Source organism: Blautia sp. MSK.18.38, assembly GCF_024460535.1.
GTDB classification, from domain to species: Bacteria; Bacillota; Clostridia; order Lachnospirales; family Lachnospiraceae; genus Blautia_A; species Blautia_A fusiformis.
On the sequence record NZ_JANFYP010000006.1, the window covers coordinates 60278 to 82352 of the forward strand.

A 22075-nucleotide genomic window follows, 5' to 3' on the forward strand; every position below is an offset into this window, starting at 1 on the left:
AAATGCTCAGATCCTCTGTAAAGGATCTGAGCATTTTCAATACGAACTATTTCTTCTGTAATTTCAGCACGTCCTCAAGAGAAAGGCCTGAAAATCTGGAGATGTCTTCAGGAGAGAATCTTGGATCCTGAAGCATACGCTGTGCTGTCAGCATAGCTTGTTCCTGATGGCCTTCGGCACGCGCATCATCGCACATTTCCTGAACAGCCTGACACATATTAACCCTCCCTTCTGTTTCTGTGAAACGTAAATTGATACCGGTTATGGAGTCGATGACCCGGGCTGCTTTGAGCTCGAGTGAGCGGAAGCCGGGGGTCTGTGAGGTAAGCTCCTGGAGCTTCCGTTTATCTTTGGAATATTTGATGAAGAGCATGACTTCTTTGAGATTGCTCTGGAGTTTGTCAAGTTCTTCATCCTTTATCTCGGCAGGTGAGAAGAGATTGATCCGGTAATCCGGGACCATGGAAAGAATTTCGGGGTCCTGGACAGAGAGCATTTCGTGGAGGCTCCTGGGAGCGTTCCAGGTGTCGGAACCGAAGTACACGACCGTGGTTATGACTGGGATGAGCCGGTCATCCTTGTAGAAGCCGGTGAGATATTCTCCGGATGTGGAAGGCCATTGTTTCGCTTCTCTGTGGGATCTGGCGGAATTTTCTACCTGCCCTGCGTATTCTAATGCATCATAGACCATGTTCTTGACCGGCATTGCGAAGTGAGGTTCCGACTGGTTCTCAATCCCCAGGAGAAGATAGATCCTTGAATCGTCGTGCATAACATTAAGAGATTTGAATTCGTCCCGGAATTTCTGGACAGGAACTTCTGAAATGCCGGATCCGTAGGGGACAGCGAGAGCTGTGGTATCCAGTGGATGAAGCGTGTCAGGGTCTATGACGTTTTTTCCTTTGTACAGCATATGGTTGAACACATCCGCAAAAACGCGGTTGTCAGCCATGTAATCTTTGGTGATGGTATCCTTTGTACCTATAGGTTTCACCATCTTCGATCTGTTTATGTGATCAGAGTAGTTTATTATCTGATCCAGTTACAGGGTATCATACATTTTGGTGTTTGAGAAGCGGATATCTGATATTTTATCATTTTTGCAGCTTGCGGAGATCTGTTTGACAACATTCTTATATAAGATTTACCGGGATTTTACAGTGCTTCTTGCCAGCTGCCCTTTTTCGGTGTTAAAATAACAGCATCAATGAAAGAACAGGGAGAATGAAATCAATGTACGATTATCTTATCGTAGGTGCCGGTCTTTACGGTGCGGTTTTTGCACAGGAGGCGAAGCGTGCCGGGAAGTCAGTGCTTGTGATCGACAAGCGTCCGCATATTGCGGGAAATGTATATACAGAGAAGGTGGAAGGAATCAACGTGCATAAATACGGTGCACATATTTTCCATACCAATAATAAGAAAGTCTGGGATTATATCACCCGGTTTGCCATCTTCAATCGTTTTACCAACAGTCCGGTTGCCAATTATCACGGGGAGCTGTACAGTCTTCCGTTTAATATGTATACCTTTAACAGGATGTGGGGCGTGGTGACTCCGGAAGAGGCTGCGGCAAAGATCGAGGAGCAGCGGCAGGCTGCAGGGATCACGGAACCTTCAAATCTGGAGGAACAGGCTATCAGTCTTGTAGGTACGGATATTTATGAGAAGCTGATCAAGGGCTATACAGAGAAGCAGTGGGGACGTCCATGTACGGAGCTTCCTGCTTTTATCATCAAGAGGCTTCCGGTGCGTCTGACTTTTGACAATAACTATTTCAATGCGCTGTACCAGGGAATCCCGGTGGGTGGTTATACGAAGATGGTTGCCAATCTGCTGGACGGTATCGAGGTACGGCTGAATGAGGATTATCTGGAGAAAAAAGAGCAGTACGATGCAATGGCGGAGAAGGTGATCTACACAGGTGCCATCGACGCGTATTTTGACTATAAGCTGGGAACTCTGGAGTATCGTTCTGTGCGTTTTGAGAATGAAACACTGGATAAACCTAATTTCCAGGGAAATGCAGCAGTGAATTATACGGATGTGGAGACTCCGTGGACCCGTATCATCGAGCATAAATGGTTTGAGTTCGGAAAGGATGAGGAGGGTAATGATCTTCCGAAAACGGTGATCAGCCGGGAATACAGTTCCGAGTGGAAGCCTGGAGATGAGCCGTATTATCCGGTCAATGATGAGAAGAACGGAGCGCTTTACGGACAGTATAAGGAGCTTGCAGAGAAGGAACCGAAGGTGATCTTCGGCGGCCGTCTTGGCGAATATAAATATTATGACATGGATGCGGTGATCGCTTCTGCGCTGGATATGTGTGAGCGGGAGCTTGCATAAAAAAGATACTGGATATAACTAATGATAAGATCCTCTTATATTTCGGAGCCAAGGCAAAAGAGAAATATAAGGGGATTTTATGCATAGAATGGCAGTGAGATTTTTTGAGGGAGGAAAGAGCAATGAAAAGGTGCAAAGGTGTGCTTCTGGCAGGAATGCTGGTGCTGAGTATGAGTGTTCCGGTGTATGCGGACAAGTCGGTTGTGGTGAAGGTGGAGGCTCCGGCGGATACCACAGATTATTATATGACTGTGGATTCCGGTGGAGTTGGTGTGGATATCTATCCGTCCACCGACGGAAAAGGTGAAAAGCTCAATGATAAGACGGTAAGGGATGGTACTGTCCTGCATATCGAAGGGGAGACAGAGAAGAATGGTGAGACCTGGGGATATACAGAGTATAATGGCAGATACGGTTATGTGCCGCTGGAGGAGCTGCGGCCCTCAAAGGATGCGGAGCTGGCGAAGGCCGGAATCGCAGGGAGCACGGAGAAAGAGACTTCTGCAGTGAATCAGGGAGACGCATCCGATACGCAGAATTCCGCAGCCGGCGAGACTCAGGGGAAAGCAGCAGGAACGGACAATACAGGCAGCTCTCAGGCTCAGAATGGCGAAGGACAGGGAACGTCTGCAGGGACGGACAATACAGGCAACTCTCAGGCTCAGAATGGCGAAGGACAGGGAGCGTCTGCAGGGACGGCCAGCACAGATGAATCTCAGGCTCAGAGAGGTGAGGTTCAGGGGCCACCTACAGGGACGGCCAGCACAGGTAGTTCTCAGGCTCAGAGCGGCGAGGTCCAGGGACCGCCTGCAGCGGATGGAACAACAGAAGGTGGGAAATCTGCGGATGAAGCTGTCACTAAGCCGGTCAATGGCACAGCTGCGACATCCTTTAAAGAAGAAAATTCCTGGTATAAAAGTCCGTTTATCTGGATCGGGATCGCAACAGTACTTGCAGTAATCGGAATTCTGGGTTATCATTTGAAGAAACGTTAACAGATAAACCAGATCAATATAAGAAAAGTGGAGAATTTTGTGAAGAGACTACAGCTTGTCAGGAAGAAATTACTGCCGCTTCTTCTGTGTGTGGCAGTTGCGGGCAACCAGGTTCCGGTCATGGCAGCCGATGTGGAAGGCTTCAGTGATTCTGCGGAAGGCTTCAATGAAGAATGGTCTGAAGATACACAGACGCAGTCGGCGGAAGCAGAGGATACGACGGAGACCGTAGAAGGGAATACCACAGAGAACACCGGTATCCCTGATGAACAGACCGAGGATATTGCAGAGGCAGCCGACGGGGATACCGAGGATATAGCCTTGCAGAGCTCCGAGGAGGATACAGAAACTCCCGAAATATCAGAAGGATCGTCTTCAGATTCCCAGGAGGAGGCTACCTTTGGCGACGGTGAGGAGAGCTTCGGGGATGCCTCAGACAGTGGTGAGTCCGGCATCGAATATATCAAGGGCCGTCCGCTTACGGAGGAAGAGGAGCAGGAACAGCTGGCACCCTTTGATAATCTGACCTCTTATTCCACCGCCGTGGAGATCGGAAATGATGTGGATGAGGTACCGATGGGAAGAGCTGCGGCCTATCCGTCCTATTATAATGCAGCGGATCAGGGATATGTCACTTCCGTAAAGAATCAGGAGCCCTACGGTATGTGCTGGGCATTTGGAATGGCCTCTCTTCTGGAAACCTCGTTTCTGACCCAGGGCCTTGGGGCTTATGATCTGTCGGAAGAGCATCTGGCGTATTTTTTTGCAAACAGAAAGAATGACCCGCTTGGAAATACCTACGGGGATGTCAATAAGCATATGGGGACAGATGATAAAGGAAACGCAGATTATCATGAGGGCGGAAATGATCTTCTGGCTTCCATGTTTCTGAGCACCTGGTCCGGAATGACAACAGAAGGGGATGTGCCTCTGGCAACAGATTCCACGCATACACAGAAAACCGGTGTGACTCCGGCGGCATCCAAGGCGTACAATGCAGCTGCTTATCTGAAAAATACCTATTTTTCCGATTATTCCGTAAATGCCATGAAGAAGCTTCTGGTTGCAAATAATTCAGTTACTGTGATGTATAATGCACAGAATGCCTATTACAATGCAAGTACAGCGGCCTATTCCTATCCTACCAGCACCAAGAACGTGAATCATGTAGTTACAGTGGTGGGTTGGGATGACAATTATTCTGCGAAGAATTTCCGGGCATCTTCCAAGGTAAAGGGAGACGGAGCCTGGATCGTTAAGAACAGCTGGGGTACAGGCTGGGGAAAATCCGGATATTTTTATATGTCTTATGAGGATAAGTCTGTCAGTGAGCTGGTTGCGGCTACGGCTGTCAATACACCGAAATATAGCAACAATTATTTTTATGACGGAACGTCAGGGCTTGGCTCCATCCGCATGTATGCGGGAGAACAGCTGTCCACGGTTTTTCGTGCCAGTGCAGGAAACGGAAAAGCGGAATCGCTTGGCGAGGTGACTCTTAGCTCCATGTCTGCCAATAATTCCTATACTGTGCAGGTATACACAAATCTGAAGGATGCCAGTGATCCTACCAGTGGAACACCGGCATATTCCACACCGGTTTCCTGCAGTCAGCCGATGGCTGGGGTTATGACCTTTCAGATCCCAGAGGTTCTGCTCAGCCAGAACAGTCTGTATTCTATTGTGGTGACAAATGCAGGAAGCACATATATAAAATACTGTGTGGAGGCAGAGGTCAGTTATGGCTGGTGCAGCTTTTCTCCGTCTATCGTATCCGGTCAGAGCTTTCTGCGATATAACGCGGAGGATACCTGGATGGATGCGGTTGAATTTAATCCATCGGTAACGCCGAGGATCAAGGCGCATACCAGGACTCTGAGCAGTGCGGCCAGGATGCAGCTTTCTTCCTCTGAGATAAGTCTGTATTCCAAAGATCAGAAAACACTGAATGCTTCAGCTACCAGATCCGAGATGGATGCTTCCGGCATTGTCTGGGAAAGCTCAGATACCAGTGTGGCTGCTGTAAATGGCAGCGGCGTTGTTACTGCAAAAAATCCGGGAACAGCAACCATAACCTGCTACGGAAAAAATGCCAGGGGAATCCGAGCTACCTGTAAGGTTACGGTGAAGCTTCGTCAGACCACAGGTGTAAAACTGGTTTCCAAGGCATTTAACAGGATACGGATCTCCTGGAAAGCAGTTCCCGGCTGCAATCGTTATGCTATCTATCGCTGGGATGAAAGCGGAAATTCAAAAAAAATGGCAACCGTGACAGCAGATGTAGTGACCTGGCAGGATACTGCAGTGAAAACAGGAAGCACTTATACGTATCGGATCCGGGCTTCTTATGTACGTTCCGGAAAGAAGACTGTTTATGGAGCCGTATCTTCGCCGTTCTCAGCAAAAGCGGAGCTGGGGAAGGCCCGTGCAGTGGCTGAAGCTGTCAGCGGACCATGTAACAGGGTATCCTGGAAGAAGGTTTCCGGAGCCAGTGGCTATCATATCTACCGGAAGCTCCAGGGGAAAAGCTGGGTTCGGATCGGAACCGTGAACAACAAAGTATTGTCCTGGCAGGACACGAAGATTGAGGGAATCACCTCCTACGCTTATGCTGTGAGGCCATATAAGAATGTAGACGGGAAAAAAGTTTTCGGAGGATATCAGGCAAGCAGCTATATCCTGTCCTATCCGGAACTTCAGAAGATATCCAGTGTCAGGAAGACCTCCAGGGGGCTGAAGATCTGCTGGAAAGCGCAGAAGAAAGCAGATTGCTATCAGATCTACCGTAAGACCGGAAAGGGTTCATGGAAAAAGATCAGTACAGTTTCCGGAGGCAGCAGCTCCTCCTTTGAGGATAAGACCGCAAAAAAGGGAACAACGTATTACTATGCGGTGCGTGCAGGGATAAAAACCTCCGGTGGAAAAGTACTCTGCGGAGGATACGCCGCAAAAGCAGCAAAGAGATAAAAGTGTTAAAATATAAAACGCCCGGATCTGGCTTGAAACATTCCAGATCCGGGCGTTTTATGTTTTGGTTGAATATGTGTATTATATATGATTATATCAGGCAGTTCAAAAGAAAGATCAGTCGTTGTTGATCACAACGCCTTTCTGAAGCATGATGTTGGCATAAAGTGCTTTCTCACTTGTGGAGATGATGCAGTATGCAGTTTTTGCTTCGTCATAGAATGCGAAACGCTCGATGTTTCCGACGGCTTTTTCGCCACGCTCGTCATGCTTGGAAACGATTTCTTTATATGTATCCCAGATCGGTGTCTCCACATTATCGCCAGGCATTACTTCCATCAGGTTTACAGGATGTTCTACATAAGTATCCAGCGGGAAGAGCTTCAGGATGGCATCCAGGATCTCCGGAACGCCATGTCCGTCACAACGGATGGTGATGGCATTTTTTCCCATGGATTCTACAGGGAAGTTTCCGTCAGCGATAACAAGACGGTCACTGTGTCCCATCTCACATAAAACCTTCAGTAATTCTGGTGATAAGATTTCTGGAATTCCTTTTAACATAGTTCATATCCTCCTAAAATCATTGTGTACTTACAGTATTTTCGGAAATTATGGCATCAGGCTCAGGTGATCAGAACAGGATACATGGATTTCCGAAACTGTTATGACGCCGGTAGTATCAGACAGACCTGCCCGGCCACAGGCTTTAGAACTCTTATTAATTAATCTAACGGTATTTGGTCTTCTTTTCAAGGGAATATTTTCCTGTAAATGATGAAAATTTTATGGTTGACAGAAAACGTATGGAGCGCTATGATGAACTCAAACGGAAACGTTTCGGTTTCTGAACCAAATGAGAAAATAATACAAAACAAACACAATGATTATGATTCCAAGGAGGAGAAGATTATGCCACTGGTTACATCGAAGGAAATGCTGTTAAAGGCACAGAAGGGCGGATATGCAGTAGGAGCATTCAACGCAGAGAATATGGAGATGGTGAAGGCGATCATCCAGGCAGCTGAGGAGCTGAAAGCACCGGTTATGATCCAGACAACACCTTCTACTGTTAAATATGGTACGGTTGAGACTTACGCTGCGATCGTAGCAGCAGAGGCAGCCAAGGCTTCCGTTCCGGTATGCCTTCATCTTGACCACGGCAGCAGCTTTGAGCTTGCGATGCAGGCAATGCATGCAGGCTATACTTCTGTGATGATCGATGGTTCCAAGCTGGATTTTGAGGATAATATCAGAGAGACCAGGAGAGTTGCGGATGTGGCAGCAGCCCTGGATATCCCATGTGAGGCTGAGCTCGGTAAGGTCGGTGGTAAAGAGGATGATCTTGAGGCTGAGGCAGACACTAATACCGACCCGCAGGAGGCGAAGGAATTCGTGGAGCGTACAGGTGTTACTTCCCTGGCAGTTGCCATCGGAACCGCACATGGTTTCTATGTGGGAACACCGGTTCTTGACAAGGAACGCTTAAGCGAGATCCGCGAAGTCGTAGATATCCCCCTTGTTCTTCACGGGGCATCCGGACTCAGTGATGAGGATGTCAGCGACTGTGTAAAACGTGGTATCTGCAAGGTTAACTTTGCAACAGAGCTTCGTGCTGCATATTCCAGGGCAGTGAAGGAGACCTTTGCAGAGAATGAGAACACCATCGACCCGAAGGCCTACGGAAAGAAAGCGATCCAGGCAGTGAAGGAGCTGGTTGAGGCGCGTATGAAGGTTTGCGGCTGTGATGGAAAGGCAGAATGATCTTCTGTAAAAAAACAGAAACGGAGTAATCAGTATGGCAGCAACCATGAAAGATATTGCCAGGCGGACCGGACTTGGGCTCGCAACGATTTCTTCTTATTTTAACGGCGGAAACGTAAGAGAAAAAAACAGAATAAAGATCGAGGAGGCCATTCAGGAGCTGCATTATGAGGTCAATGAGGTGGCCAGAGGGCTTAAGACTAATGCTACCAAGACCATCGGCGTGGTGATCCCGGAGCTTAACAATACCTTTTGCGCGGAGATCATCACAGGAATGGAGGATGTCTTAAGGAGTCACGGATATGCGACTATTGTCTGTGACTGCCGTACCGATAAGAGACTGGAGCGGGATGCAGTGGAGTTTTTAAGCCGGAAGCGTGTGGACGGGATCATCAGCATGCCGGTGGATGCGGAAGGTAATCATCTGAAAAAATTTCAGAAAACCGGAAAGCCCATCGTACTCATTGACCGCAGGATCAGGGAGCTTTCCTGTGACAGTGTTCTTGTAGACAACGAGAAGGCGGCTGAGGACGCAATGAGAGTTTTTTTTCAGGCAGGACACCGTAAGATCGGGATCATTGGCGGACCGGAGGAAATTTCCACAGCTCAGGAACGTCTCCAGGGGTACCGCAATGCATACGAAAAAGAAAATATACCGGTACGGGAATCTCTGATCTATCACGGCGATTATACCATTCAGGGCGGTGTGCAGGGAATTGAGAAGCTTGTTGCGGACAATCCGGATATGACGGCCGTGTTTGTTACCAACTATGAGATGACCATGGGGGCGGTGATCGGGATGAATGAGCTGGGTCTTAAGATCCCGGAACAGCTGTCTATGATCGGTTTTGACAATCTGCAGTTTGCCAGAGCATGCAATCCCAAGCTTACCATTGTGGCACAGCCTACACAGGGGATTGCCGGAGAAGTGGCGGGAATCATGCTGAAACGGCTGGAAGGGGCTGCAAGTGAAGAAACAGAACCGATCACGGAGAAGCTTGGCGCAGAGATCATCATGGGAAAATCCGTCTGTGTGCTGGACGAGAAGGAGAAGCTATAATGAAACCATATTTATTAGGTATTGATATCGGAACCAGTGCCTGTAAGGTTGCGGTTTTTGAAAAATCGGGAACGGTTGTGGCTGCGGCCAACGGCGATTATCCGGTTTACTATCCGAAGGAGGGCTGGGCAGAACAGAATCCGGAAGAATGGTGGAGTGCTGTTTGTCAGGCGGTAAAGAAGGCCATCCAAAAAGTGGGGATAGCACCTGAGGAGATCGCAGGCATAGGTATTGACGGTCAGAGCTGGTCAGCCATTGCCATGGATAAGGACGGAAATGTACTGACAAACACTCCGATCTGGATGGATACCAGAGCACAGTCTATCTGTGACAGATTGAATGAAGAGATCGGGGCAGAGCAGATTTTTGAAATATCCGGTAATTCCCTTCAGCCGTCCTACACAACTGCAAAGATCCTCTGGTATAAAGAAAATCTCCCGGAGGTGTACCAAAGGATCCACAAGATCCTGCAGTCTAACAGCTACATTGCATATAAGCTGACGGGTGTGATGAGCCAGGATGTTTCCCAGGGCTATGGCCTGCATTGCTTTGACATGAGAAAGGCAGCCTGGGATGAGGATATGTGCAGAAAGCTTGGGATTCCCATGGAATTTCTTCCTGAGATCTGTGCCTGTGATCATGTTGTGGGAACAGTTACAGAGAAGGCGGCGGAGGAATCCGGCCTTGCTGTGGGAACACCGGTTGTTGCCGGTGGTCTGGATGCGGCATGCGGAACACTGGGGGCTGGAGTGATCCATCCGGGTGAGACACAGGAGCAAGGCGGACAGGCCGGCGGAATGAGCATCTGCATGGATGCGTACAAGGCAGATCCCAGACTGATCCTTGGCTATCACGTGGTTCCGGGACAGTGGCTCCTTCAGGGAGGAACCACCGGAGGTGGTGGTGTCATGCGCTGGTTTGAACGTGAGTTTGCAGATTATGAGCGCTCTGTAGCAGGGGAAAAAGGCTCTTCTCTGAACCAGCTCAATGAGATCGCGGAAAGGGTCGCACCAGGCAGTGACGGAGTGGTATTTCTTCCATATATGTCCGGTGAGCGTTCCCCGATCTGGAATCCTAATGCGAAGGGCGTATTCTACGGACTGGATTTTGCCAAGACCAAGGGACATATGGTACGTGCCTGTATGGAAGGCGTAGCACTTTCTCTGAAACACAACCTTGAGGTGGCAAAGGAAGCAGGAGCAGATGTGGAAGTTCTCCGTGCAATGGGAGGCTCTGCAAATTCTCTTCTCTGGACACAGATCAAATCCGATATCACAGGAAAACCCATCGTAGTGCCGTCCTCTGATACGGCAACAACACTTGGTGCAGCGATTCTGGCAGGTGTTGGTGTTGGAATGTATCAGGATTATGATGAGGCCATCCGTCTTACGGTAAAGGAAACAAGAAGACATGAACCGAACCCGGAAAACCGGGACGTTTATGAGAAAACCTATAAAACCTATTTAAATCTCTATAAATCTCTTGAACCTATGATGAGAAATGAGGAGGAAAAGTGATCATGAAAGCAGCAGTAGTAGTAGCAAATGAGGATGTTCAGTATCAGGAAGTGGAAGAACCTCAGGTAACACCGGGCCATGTGAAGATCAAGGTAAGATATTCCGGGATCTGCGGATCTGATATCCCGCGTGTATTAAATCACGGCGTACATTTTTATCCCATCGTGCTTGGACATGAATTTTCCGGTGATGTGGTGGAAGTGGGAGAAGGCGTTACCAAGGTGAAGGTCGGCGACCGTGTATCCGGTGCACCGCTTCTTCCCTGTATGAAATGTGACGACTGCCAGAAGGGTAATTTCTCTCTCTGCAAGCATTACAGCTTCATCGGTTCCAGAGAGCAGGGAGCAAACGCAGATTATGTAGTGGTTCCTGAGCAGAATGCAGTACCATTCGCAGACAATGTTCCATATGAGCAGGGAGCCATGTTTGAGCCTGCAACCGTAGCTATCCACGGTGTATTCCAGAACGATTACCACGGCGGTGAGTATGTGGCAATCCTTGGCGGCGGTACAGTTGGTATGTTCACCATGCAGTGGACAAAGATCTTCGGCTCTAAGAAGGTAGTGGTCTTTGATATCAGCGATGAGAGACTTGCTCTTGCAAAGCGTCTCGGCGCAGATGAGATCATCAACACAAAGGAAGAGGGATATATGGAAAAAGCCATGGCCATTACAGGTGGAAAGGGCTACGGCTTCGTATTTGAGACAGCCGGACAGGTTCCTACCATGCATATGGCATTTGAGCTTGCAGCAAACAAGGCACATGTATGCTTCATTGGTACTCCTCATGAAAACCTTACCTTTACACCGAAGGAGTGGGAGAACATGAACCGTAAGGAGTTCAAGCTTACCGGTTCCTGGATGTCCTACAGTGCCCCGTATCCGGGACGTGAGTGGGATCTGACTGCTCATTACTTTGCAACCGGCCAGCTGAAATTTGACCCGGGCTTCATTTATAAGAAGATCCCGATGAGCCAGGCACAGGAAGCCTTCCAGCTGTTCAAGACACCGGGCCTTGTAAAAGGAAAGATCCTTCTTTCCAATGAGGAAGACTGATATGATCCTGACAGTAACCTTAAACGCTGCCATTGACAAGCGTTATGTAGTGGATGATTTTAAAGTGGGCGAAGTGAACCGTGTGCGTGAATGTACCTACGTTCCCGGCGGAAAGGGACTGAATGTTTCCAAGCCGGCGTCCATTTACGGTGCTGAAGTGGTTGCCACCGGCTTTGTAGGCGGCCACGCAGGCAATTATATAGAAGCTGCCCTGAAGCCTTTTGGCATTAAGAGTGCTTTTTACCATGTGGATGCGGAGAGCCGCTCCTGTATCAACATCTGGGATGAGGTGAATCATGTACAGACCGAATTCCTGGAGCCGGGATTTACACTGACAGAGGCAGATTTTGAGGGCTTTGAGAAAAAATTCCGCCAGCTTGTAAAAGACGCTTCTGTTGTGGCGATGTCCGGCAGCGTGCCGAAGGGACTTGACGGAAGTGCCTACCAGCGCCTTGTGAAGATTGTGAAAGACGCCGGAAAACCGGTGATCCTGGATACCAGCGGCAAGCTTCTGGAAGAGGGAATCAAGGCAGCACCGACACTGATCAAGCCTAACATTGATGAGATCCGTATGCTGACAGGCAAGCATTGTGACGATATCAACGATATCATTGAAGCAGCGAAAGCCATCCATGCCGGTGGTGTGGAGATCGTGGCGGTCTCGCTTGGAGCAGATGGCTCCCTGGCAGTCGGAGAGGAAGGGATTTTCCGTGCGGTGGTTCCGAAAATCGATGCGGTAAATACCGTAGGCTGCGGAGATTCCATGATCGCAGGTTTTGCCCTTGGATTAAGTGAGGGACTTTCCCTGGAAGAGACTCTGCAAAGAGCCAGTGCGATCTCAGCGGCGGCAGCCATGCGCGAAGAAACGGGCTTCTTTGTGATGGAGGATATGGAGGCTCTTCTTCCGAAGATCGAGATCAGGCGTTTATAAGATAAGCTTATAATAAAAAAATTTTTATAAAAAAGGAGATGTAAAGATGGCAGAAGTTATCAATCCGGCAATTGTGCCGAAAGTGACACTTCCTTCCGGCGAGCAGGTTCCGTGTGTCGGAATGGGAACATTCGGTTCCGACCGTGTATCCGCAGAAGATGTATCTGCAGCTGTTGCAGGCGCGATCCGCAGTGGCTACCGTATGTTTGACTGTGCCGCATGCTACGGAAACGAGCATGAGATCGGCCAGGTATTTAAGGACGCTTTTGACGAAGGTGTTGTAGAGCGTAAGGATCTTTTTATCATGACAAAGGTATGGAACGACATGCACAGAAGAGTAGAGGAAGCCTGTGATAAGAGCATTAAGGATCTTCAGTGCGATTATGTGGATATGTATTTCATCCACTGGCCATTCCCGAACTATCATGCACCGGGATGTGATGTGGATTCCAGAAATCCGGATTCCAAACCCTTCAGTGTGGAGGAGTTTATGGATACATACCGCCAGTGTGAGGCGTTGGTAGAAAAAGGAAAGATCCGTTACATTGGTATTTCCAATATGACCATTCCGAAGCTTGAGGCAGTTCTTCCGCTTATGAAGATCAAACCTGCAACCTGTGAGCTTGAGCTTCATGTATGCTTCCAGCAGCAGGAGCTTTATGATTATCTGGTAGCACATAACATCCAGCCGGTAGGTTACATGCCGATCGGTTCCCCGCGCAGACCTGAGAGAGATATCTGCCCGGAGGATGTTGCAGATCTGGAAGTACCGGAAATGCAGGCAATCGCAAAAGCACATGGGGTTCACCCGGCTCTGATCGCTCTGAAGTGGGCACATCAGAGAGGCGAGATCTCCATTCCGTTCTCTGTCCACAACTATGCAAGCAACCTGAAATGTGTCACAGAGGATCCACTTACAGATGAGGAAATGGCAACCATCGCAACTCTGGAAAAAGGCAACCGTCTTGTAAAAGGCCAGGTATTCCTGTGGCATGGTGCAAATGACTGGCATGACCTCTGGGATGAGGATGGCGTTATCGTAAAATAATAAAAATATGCAGGAAAATCCCGTATCCCATATGTTGGATGCGGGATTTCTTTATATTTAATTTGGACTAAGAAACTCCGTTGTAAATTTTAACCAAACATGTTAACATATAAAAAGAATTAACAGTTATTGTTCACAGAAAGGACAGTAATCTTACCAATGAAAATGACAGAGACGGGGGGAAGGATCTGTCAGGGGGATGTGCAATAAAAACAACAGAAACTGATCAGAGGGGGACAACAGAAATTATGTATCGTATTTTACTGGTAGATGATGAGATACTTGTTCGAGATGCGATCCGGGAGAATATTGACTGGAAAGCAATGGACTGTGAGCTGGTAGGAGACTGTGATAACGGGAAAGCAGCAGCGGAATTTGTACAGAACCATCCGGTGGATATCGTGCTTACAGATATCCTTATGCCATATATGGATGGTATGGAACTGAGCCGTTTTCTCCATGATAATTATCCGGACATCGTGATCGTGATCTTCAGCGGATTTGGAGAATTCGAGTATGCCAAGAAGGCAATCCAGTATGGTGTCAGTGAATATATGCTGAAGCCGGTGACAGCCATGGAACTCAGAAATGTTATCGGAAAAATGAAGGAGAAGGTGGACCAGCAAAGAAAAGAAAAAGAGAAGCTGGAACGTCTGACACAGACTTCCGAGAATTATCAGAAAAACGCCATTGTGATCCGTTCCAGAGCGCTGCAGGGCTTTGTGGATAATATCAAGACACGGCAGGAAAGTCTGGAAGAGCTTGCAGCACTGGGAATCGATCTTGAGGCAGCATGCTATCGTGTGGCTGTTTTTGATCTGGATCTGTATTCGGACGGCAGTCAGCTTACTGCGGAGAAACGCCAGGAGAGTGCACTGATGTCTTTTGTCCTTTTTAATATCAGTGATGAGATCATCAGCAAAGAAAAAGCAGGAGTGGCATATCAGGCCGGAAATAACAAGGTCGGTGCTCTTTTCATGGGAAACCGTACCAGAGAGTTTGAACACAAGATCATGGAGATCTGCAGGACGATCCAGGATAATCTGAAGGAACTGATGTCGCTGGATATTTCTATCGGTGTGGGAAGCTGGGCCAGAACTCAGCAGGAGCTTCGTGTATCCCATGAACTTGCAGAGAAAGCTATTGAATATCGTTATCTTCTTGGCGGAAGCCTTCTTATTGATATGGAAGAACAGCCGGAGGAAAAAAATCTTTCCATTAAAGCTTATGTAGAGAAGCTGGCAGCTGCTCTGAAAGCGGGTAAAAAGGAAAACGCAGAGCATATTCTGGAACAGATCTCTTCTGAGATCAAGGAAGCGCGGGTGGATAAGAGTCGTGCCTGCGTGTATCTTCAGCAGATCATCCGTGCAGCAGATGAAACCTGTGAGGATATGGTTCCGGACAACAGGCTTTTTTCCAAAAGAGAAGCACTTCTGCAGCAGGTTACGGAGCAGAATTCTTTTGACAGTGCTGTTGAACTGGTCAGGAATCATATCGGAGAGATTTTCCAGACACTTTCCGATGCAAACAGCTCCAGCGGACAGCGTCAGGCCAGACTTGCCCTGGATTATATCCAGAAGAATTATATGGATCCGGATTTAAGCCTGAACAGTATCTGTTCCTATCTGAATATCAGTACAAGCTATTTCAGTACGATCTTTAAGGATCTTACGGGAGAGACTTTTACAGAGGTTCTGATCCGTACCCGTATGGAGAAGGCGAAGGAACTTCTGGAGAATACAACTATGAAGAATTATGAAATTGCCGAGAAAGTCGGATTTGCAGATCCCCATTATTTTGGGATCTCCTTCAAAAAAATGACCGGCTGCACACCAACAGAATATGCAAGGGAGAAACGTAAATGAGAGATATCCGGTTTGCGGCAAAGATCATAGGAAAATTTAAGAGTATCCAGAGTGCGATCTTTGCGGTAGTGACGGTGCTGCTTTTAAGTGCGGTGCTGGTCATAACAGGTGTTTCCATGAGATATACCCGCAATTCTATTTTTGAAAATTCTGCTGTCTACACCCAGAATATCGTGCAGCAGATGAATCAGAATATTGATTCCTATATTGATTACATGGAAAATATAGCCTATATGATCTCCAGTAACGAGGATGTACAGCAATATCTTTTTGGTGAAAATGTGGACAATGGAACAAGAGAGCGTCTGATCAATCAGTTCAAGACTATTCTGGATGGACGAAGTGATATCCGAAATCTTGGGATCATTGGAAGTAATGGACGGAAGCTGATCAACGAAGGCAAACAGTCTGTGAATCCGGATCTGAAGCTTTCCACCCAGGAGTGGTATCTGGAAGCTTTACAGAAGCCGGAAGGCCCGCTTCTTACATCTTCTCATGTACAGCACATCATCAGCGGAGAGCGTCCGTGGGTGATCACTTTAAGCAGGGGAATCCGTAATTTTTCCAACAGTGGTGAGAAAGAGGGAGTCTTTTTTATTGATCTGAATTACAGTGCCATCAGTGAACTTTGTGATCAGAATACGATCGGGAAAAAGGGATACGCATTCATTCTGGATGAAAGCGGAAATATTGTATACCATCCCCAACAGCAGCAGCTTTACAATGAATTGCAGACTGAGAATATCGACCTGATCGTGAAATCAAAAGAAGATACGGTACGTACCGAAAAGGGAAACAGAGGAAAGCTGTATTCCATTTCCAGATCAAATAAAACCGGATGGACCGTTGTGGGCTGTATGAGCGTCAGCGAGCTTCTGCGCAAAAGCAATCAGGCACAGAGTATTTATGTGCTTATTTCCGCACTTCTGATGATCGTGGCACTGCTTTTTTCCAGATTTCTGGCAAAGAGTCTTACATATCCTCTTCAGCGTCTCAGAGATTCCATGTCCAGAGTACAGGAAGGACATTTTGACGGAGCAGATGTGGAGATCGATTCAGAGAATGAAATCGGAAGCCTGACGAAATCTTTCAATGTGATGACACATAGGATACAGGATCTTATGGAGCAGAACGTGAAGGAACAGGAAGCAAAGAGAAAAAGTGAGCTTAAGGCCCTTCAGTCCCAGATCAATCCTCATTTTCTCTACAATACCCTGGATTCGATCATCTGGATGGCAGAGGGCAGAAAGTACGAAGAGGTTGTTTTGATGACAGCATCCCTGGCGTGTCTTCTTCGTCAGAGCATCAGTAATGAAGATGAAGTGGTTCCTCTTGCAAGGGAAGTGGAGTATGCCAAGGGTTATCTTACGATCCAGAAGATGCGTTACAAGGACAAGCTGGAATTCGAGATCGATGTAGAACCTTCTATATTAAATATCCCTCTGATCAAGCTGGTTCTTCAGCCGATCATTGAAAATGCCATCTATCATGGACTGAAATATAAAGAGAGTAAGGGACTTTTGCAGGTAAAAGGCTTTATGAAGGACGGAAATGCAGTTCTTCAGGTGATCGACAACGGTGTAGGTATGGATGAGGAAACATTGTCACATATTTATGATAAGCATAAGGTGAATTATCATTCCAATGGTGTGGGTGTTTACAATGTACAGAAACGTCTGAAGCTTTATTATGGAGAAAATTACGGGATCACCTATGAAAGTGAAAAAGGTGTCGGAACCACTGCCACGATCACCATTCCGGGAATACAGGAGGAATCAATATGAAAAAACATAGAAAACTCCTGACTTTAGGAGTGGTCATCTGCCTTGTGGCGGGGCTTGTAGCCGGAATAGTCTATTATAAACAGGTAGAAGAAGAGAGAAAACTATCGCTGATCTATATTCCGAAGGTTGTGGACGGTACCAACGATTTCTGGACATCACTGATCCAGGGGGCGGAGATGGCTGCAAAGGAATATAATGCAGATATCCGCGTATGGGCACCTGAGGAAGAGAATGATGTGGCTGGGCAGAACAAGCTGATCGAAAGGGCAATAGAAGAAAAACCGGACGCGATCCTGATCTCGCCGTCCAGCTTCACTGAATCCGACCAGCTTTTGAAGAAGGCAAAGGAACAGGGAATACATATCGCATTTATTGATTCCTACACACAGGAAGAGGTCCAGGATCTTACCGTTGCGACCGATAATCTGGAAGCGGGACAGATCCTTGGCAGGTTTGCGAAGGATCTTGTGGGAACGGATGATCAGATTGCGATCGTTTCACATGTAAAGGGTGTATCTACGGCAGTTGAAAGAGAAAAAGGTTTCCGGACAGGACTTGGCAGTCTGAAGGATAATATCGTAGATGTGGTATACTGTGATTCTCAGTATGACAAGTCCTATGAGCTTACAAAAGAGCTGATGAAAAAATATCCGGATCTCAAGATGATCGCGGGAATGAATGAATATTCCTCTGTAGGTGCTGCAAGAGCAGTAAAGGCAGCAAAAGCAGAGAATCGGATCAGGGTGGTGGGAGTAGACAGCTCACAGGAGGCCGTCCAGCTGATGGAACACGGAATCTTCCAGGGAATCGTTGTACAGAAGGCATTTAAAATGGGGTATGTGGGTGTTCGGGAAACTGTTAAGATGCTGCGTGGAGAAGACTATAAGAAGAATATTAATTCCGGGTGCCAGCTGGTGACTCCTGACAATATGTATACCAGTGAGATCGAAAAACTGCTTTTCCCGTTTAATACGTTAAAAACATATGGTGATCTTACACCGTAAATAGTCATAAATGCACAAAGAAAAGGGTTAAATATTTACCATACAGTAAATATTTAACCTTTTTTTGAAAGATATTCTATTACAATTATTGATTTTTGACGGTATTATAATAACCAAGAAAACACAAGATACGTGCAAAACGTGAGGAGGGTAAAAATTGGAAAACTTAAAACAAAATCCAATCGTTAAGAAGCTCGGATTGAACAGAATACTTCTTGTCTGTGTTCTGATTCTTATGTTCCTGGTTTTTAAAGTAGTTCTTGGAAACAAGTTTCCGGCTGTTGATAGTATCAAGTCTACTTTGAACTATGTGTACTTCCTGGGCTTCTTGTCACTTGGCGTTACATTCGTAATCGCTACAGGAGGAATTGATTTCTCCATCGGACCTGTAATGTTCTGCTGTGCACTGGTATCCGGTTACTGCATGACATCTTACAAGGTTCCCTGTGCAGTTGCCATGATCCTTTGCATTCTGATCGGTCTCTGCTTTGGTATTTTCAATGGCTGGATGGTTTCTTACATGTCAGTGCCACCATTCATTATTTCCATGGCATCCATGAACATTGCAAAAGGTATTGCTTCTGTATTCACAAAAACACAGTCTGTAAGCTGGCCGGCAGCCAGCGATGCAAACGGCTGGTTCCGTAATATCGTTTCCGTAAACGGCTTCCCTGTAGGAATCATTATCTTCCTGGGAATGGCAGTTATCTGCGGTATCGTTCTTTACAACACAAAACCGGGACGTTACATCCTCTGCCTTGGTTCCAACAAAGAGGCTGTCCGCCTTTCCGGTGTTAACACAAAGAAATGGGAAATGCTTGCTTATGTGATCTGCGGATTCCTGGTAGGTATTGGAGCACTCTTCTTTGTAGCTACATACACAACTGTTCAGCCTGGCTATGGCGATCAGTACAACAACGAGGCTATTGCAGGCTGCGTTATGGGTGGTACATCCATGGTTGGTGGACTTGCTTCCATCGGCGGTACTGTAATCGGCGTATTCATCATCTCTCTTCTTCAGCAGGGCATCATGGCATTTGGTCTTGGTAAAGGACAGCAGATGATCATCACAGGTATCATCGTTATCGTTGCAGTTTATATCGACGTTTCTGCAAGACGCAGAAAGAACTGATCTTAGAGGGAGGATGCGACAATGGGTGAAGTTATTTTAACTATGAAGGACATTGATAAGTCCTTTCCTGGAGTTCATGCTCTGGATCACGTTAATTTCGAAGTAAAACGCGGCGAAGTACATGCACTTATGGGAGAAAACGGTGCCGGTAAATCAACACTGATGAAGGTTCTTACCGGTATTTATCAGAAGGATTCAGGTTCCATCGTTTACAAAGGACAGGAAACAGAATTCCACAATACACGTGAGGCACAGGATGCCGGCGTTGTAATCGTACATCAGGAGCTGAACATGGTAGGTGATCTTACCGTTGCTCAGAACATCTTCATCGGACGTGAACCGAAAAAAGGTTTCCGCATTGATGACAAAAAGATGATCGAGGATTCAAAGAAGCTTTTCCAGGATCTGAACATTGAGATCAATCCGAAGGAAAAGATGAAAAACCTGACAGTCGGAAAACAGCAGATGTGTGAGATCGCAAAAGCAATCTCTCATAAAGCTGAGGTTATCATCTTCGATGAGCCTTCCGCAGCACTTACCGAGAAAGAGATCGCGGATCTGTTTGAGATCATCCGTGACCTTCGTAAGAAAAATCTTGGTATCGTGTATATCTCACACCGTATGGATGAGATTAAAACCATCACAGACCGTGTAACCGTTATGCGAGATGGTGGATATGTAGGAACTCTGATCACAAAAGACAGTACAAAAGAAGATATCATCAACATGATGGTTGGTCGTGTTATTTATGAGGATCCGAAGCAGGAGAGTGCAGTTCCGGCAGATGCACCGGTAGTTCTTAAGGTTGAACATCTGAACGCAGGCAAGATGGTTCAGGATGTAAGCTTTGAGCTGAGAAAAGGCGAGATCCTTGGTTTCTCAGGACTGATGGGTGCAGGACGTACTGAGACAGCCAGAGCACTGTTCGGAGCAGATCCGAAGCAGAGCGGTAAGATCTCCGTTATGGGTAAAGACGGTCAGCTTCATGAGGTGACCATCAACAGCCCACAGGATGCTGTTAAATACGGTATCGGTTATCTGTCAGAGGACAGAAGAAGATACGGCTGTGTTGTACAGAAATCTGTAACAGAGAATACAACACTGGCAACAATGGAAGAGTTTACCAATGGTATCTTTATCAACAAAGCAAAAGAGAAAAAAGTTGCTGAGAAATATGTAAACGAACTTGCAACTAAGACACCTACTACAGACCAGCTGGTAGTTAACCTTTCCGGTGGTAACCAGCAGAAGGTAGTTATCGCAAAATGGCTGACACGAGACAGTGACATCCTTATTTTCGATGAGCCTACCAGAGGTATCGATGTTGGTGCTAAGAACGAAATCTACAAATTAATGAACAGACTGGCAGCAGAAGGAAAATCCATTATCATGATTTCTTCTGAGATGACGGAAGTTCTCCGAATGAGTGACCGTATCATCATCATGTGTGAGGGTAAAGTTACCGGATGTATTGATATCTCCGAGGCAACCCAGGAAAACATCATGGACAAGGCCACACGGAATATCGATTAAGGAGGAAAGTCATGACTAAGAAGAAAAAAAGTATTTTAAGTGATCAGAGATTTATTGTTTTGCTCGTTATCATTGTCCTGTGTGCAATATTCTCAGGCTTGAGTAAAGAATTCAGACAGTACACCACGATCCTGAGTATGCTGGATTTCTCATATTACGATCTTCTTATGGCGATCGGAGTTACATTCCCGCTTATCACTGGTGGTGTTGACCTGTCAATCGGAACTGGTATGGTAGCATACGCACTGATCGCCGGAACATTGATCAGAAACAACAATTGCCCGGTAGCTCTGGCAATGCTGATCTGTGTTGTTCTTGGTATCGCAGTCGGTGCACTGAACGGTGTACTGATCGGTGTTATGAACCTGCCGCCATTTTTGGCAACACTTTGTACCTGTATGATCACCCGTGGTGCCGGATCTCTCTGCAGTGCGACACCTTGGCCGGGACTTACACAGGATGGTGGATGGTTCCACACAATCTTTAAAGTAACTGTTGGTACAGGAAGAAGTGCTTCCCGTTATCCGCTTGGATTCCTGTGGATGGTCATTCTGGTTCTTCTTATGGAGTACATCCTGAACCACACCAAATTCGGTCGTTATACAATTGCAATCGGTTCCAACAAAGAGGCAGCAGCCCTTTCCGGAATCAATACAAAGTTCTATCACGTAATGGTATACGTTGTCTGCGGTCTGTTTACAGGTCTTGCAGCGATCGCATACGCAGCAGTAACACCTACTGTACAGCCTGGTACTGGTGCCGGACTTGAGATGGATGCTATCGGTGGTGTATTCGTTGGTGGTGTAGCAGCTACCGGTGGATATGGTTCCGTGATCGGTACATTCGTTGGTATCTTCGTCATCATGCTTCTGAAAACAGGTCTTCCATATATCGGCCTGCAGGCAAACTGGCAGCAGATCATCACCGGTATCGTTCTGATCGTAGCCGTTCTGATCGATATCCTGAAAGAGAAAAAAGCAGCACACTGATAAGCAGTGAGATATAATGTGAAAAAGGGTGCTGTTCACAGAGAAATGTGACAGTACCCATTATCAAAGATGTGAAACGCCA

17 protein-coding genes are annotated in these 22075 nt (G+C 46.9%); 15 read left to right on the forward strand and 2 right to left on the reverse strand.

Translation table 11 applies throughout. The annotated features are described in order from the left end of the window. Window positions 1–46: 46 nt before the first annotated feature. A complete protein-coding gene (locus NE638_RS05520; RefSeq protein WP_202031289.1) occupies window positions 47–997 on the reverse strand; it encodes an Rpn family recombination-promoting nuclease/putative transposase in 951 nt (316 codons plus the stop codon). Between the two features lie 236 nt (window positions 998–1233). Here NE638_RS05520 and glf point away from each other — a divergent pair, with 236 nt between their 5' ends. The 3 genes from glf to NE638_RS05535 all read left to right on the forward strand — a co-directional run bounded on the left by glf (window position 1234) and on the right by NE638_RS05535 (window position 6311). Further along, complete coding sequence (glf, locus tag NE638_RS05525) at window positions 1234–2349, forward strand: UDP-galactopyranose mutase (protein ID WP_173745890.1); 1116 nt, start codon at window positions 1234–1236, stop codon at window positions 2347–2349. Window positions 2350–2471: 122 nt separating this feature from the next. After that, window positions 2472–3344, forward strand: a complete 873-nt coding sequence (locus tag NE638_RS05530; protein ID WP_173745891.1) for a hypothetical protein — start codon at window positions 2472–2474, stop codon at window positions 3342–3344. A 39-nt stretch (window positions 3345–3383) separates the two neighbouring features. Next, on the forward strand, window positions 3384–6311 hold the full coding sequence (locus NE638_RS05535; RefSeq protein ID WP_173722429.1) for a C1 family peptidase: 2928 nt from the start codon (window positions 3384–3386) through the stop codon (window positions 6309–6311). 117 nt (window positions 6312–6428) lie between these two features. Here the strand turns inward: NE638_RS05535 and NE638_RS05540 are convergent, their stop codons facing one another. Next, on the reverse strand, window positions 6429–6875 hold the full coding sequence (locus tag NE638_RS05540) for an RbsD/FucU family protein (protein WP_015527311.1): 447 nt from the start codon (window positions 6873–6875) through the stop codon (window positions 6429–6431). 348 nt (window positions 6876–7223) lie between these two features. Between NE638_RS05540 and NE638_RS05545 the strand changes: the two genes are divergently transcribed. The 12 genes from NE638_RS05545 to NE638_RS05600 all read left to right on the forward strand — a co-directional run bounded on the left by NE638_RS05545 (window position 7224) and on the right by NE638_RS05600 (window position 21993). After that, window positions 7224–8075 carry a class II fructose-bisphosphate aldolase gene (locus tag NE638_RS05545; RefSeq protein ID WP_015527310.1) on the forward strand — a complete coding sequence of 284 codons (852 nt, stop codon included), beginning with the start codon at window positions 7224–7226 and terminating at the stop codon, window positions 8073–8075. A gap of 34 nt (window positions 8076–8109) precedes the next feature. Next, window positions 8110–9135 (forward strand): LacI family DNA-binding transcriptional regulator, encoded by a 1026-nt coding sequence (locus NE638_RS05550; protein WP_147602915.1) that lies wholly within the window; start codon window positions 8110–8112, stop codon window positions 9133–9135. Next, entirely contained in the window at window positions 9135–10652 is a 1518-nt protein-coding gene (gene xylB, locus NE638_RS05555; protein WP_173745892.1) for a xylulokinase, read from the forward strand. Before NE638_RS05550 ends, xylB begins: the two co-directional genes overlap by 1 nt. 2 nt (window positions 10653–10654) lie before the next feature. Continuing rightward, on the forward strand, window positions 10655–11707 hold the full coding sequence (locus NE638_RS05560) for a galactitol-1-phosphate 5-dehydrogenase (RefSeq protein ID WP_173745893.1): 1053 nt from the start codon (window positions 10655–10657) through the stop codon (window positions 11705–11707). A 1-nt stretch (window position 11708) separates the two neighbouring features. Further along, window positions 11709–12638 (forward strand): 1-phosphofructokinase, encoded by a 930-nt coding sequence (gene pfkB / locus NE638_RS05565; RefSeq protein WP_022427200.1) that lies wholly within the window; start codon window positions 11709–11711, stop codon window positions 12636–12638. Window positions 12639–12684: 46 nt separating this feature from the next. Then, window positions 12685–13686, forward strand: coding sequence for an aldo/keto reductase (locus NE638_RS05570; protein WP_138276506.1), 1002 nt, complete (start codon window positions 12685–12687; stop codon window positions 13684–13686). 248 nt (window positions 13687–13934) lie between these two features. Beyond that, window positions 13935–15551: a response regulator gene (locus NE638_RS05575; protein WP_173745894.1), complete on the forward strand. Its 1617-nt coding sequence runs from the start codon at window positions 13935–13937 to the stop codon at window positions 15549–15551. Beyond that, complete coding sequence (locus NE638_RS05580) at window positions 15548–17335, forward strand: cache domain-containing sensor histidine kinase (RefSeq protein ID WP_173745895.1); 1788 nt, start codon at window positions 15548–15550, stop codon at window positions 17333–17335. Before NE638_RS05575 ends, NE638_RS05580 begins: the two co-directional genes overlap by 4 nt. Further along, entirely contained in the window at window positions 17332–18339 is a 1008-nt protein-coding gene (locus tag NE638_RS05585; RefSeq protein ID WP_022427197.1) for a substrate-binding domain-containing protein, read from the forward strand. Before NE638_RS05580 ends, NE638_RS05585 begins: the two co-directional genes overlap by 4 nt. 157 nt (window positions 18340–18496) lie before the next feature. Further along, window positions 18497–19471: an ABC transporter permease gene (locus NE638_RS05590; protein WP_021652142.1), complete on the forward strand. Its 975-nt coding sequence runs from the start codon at window positions 18497–18499 to the stop codon at window positions 19469–19471. Window positions 19472–19492: 21 nt separating this feature from the next. Continuing rightward, window positions 19493–21004: a sugar ABC transporter ATP-binding protein gene (locus NE638_RS05595; protein ID WP_114002274.1), complete on the forward strand. Its 1512-nt coding sequence runs from the start codon at window positions 19493–19495 to the stop codon at window positions 21002–21004. An 11-nt stretch (window positions 21005–21015) separates the two neighbouring features. Next, window positions 21016–21993 (forward strand): ABC transporter permease, encoded by a 978-nt coding sequence (locus tag NE638_RS05600; protein WP_118608415.1) that lies wholly within the window; start codon window positions 21016–21018, stop codon window positions 21991–21993. The last annotated feature ends 82 nt before the right edge of the window (window positions 21994–22075 follow it).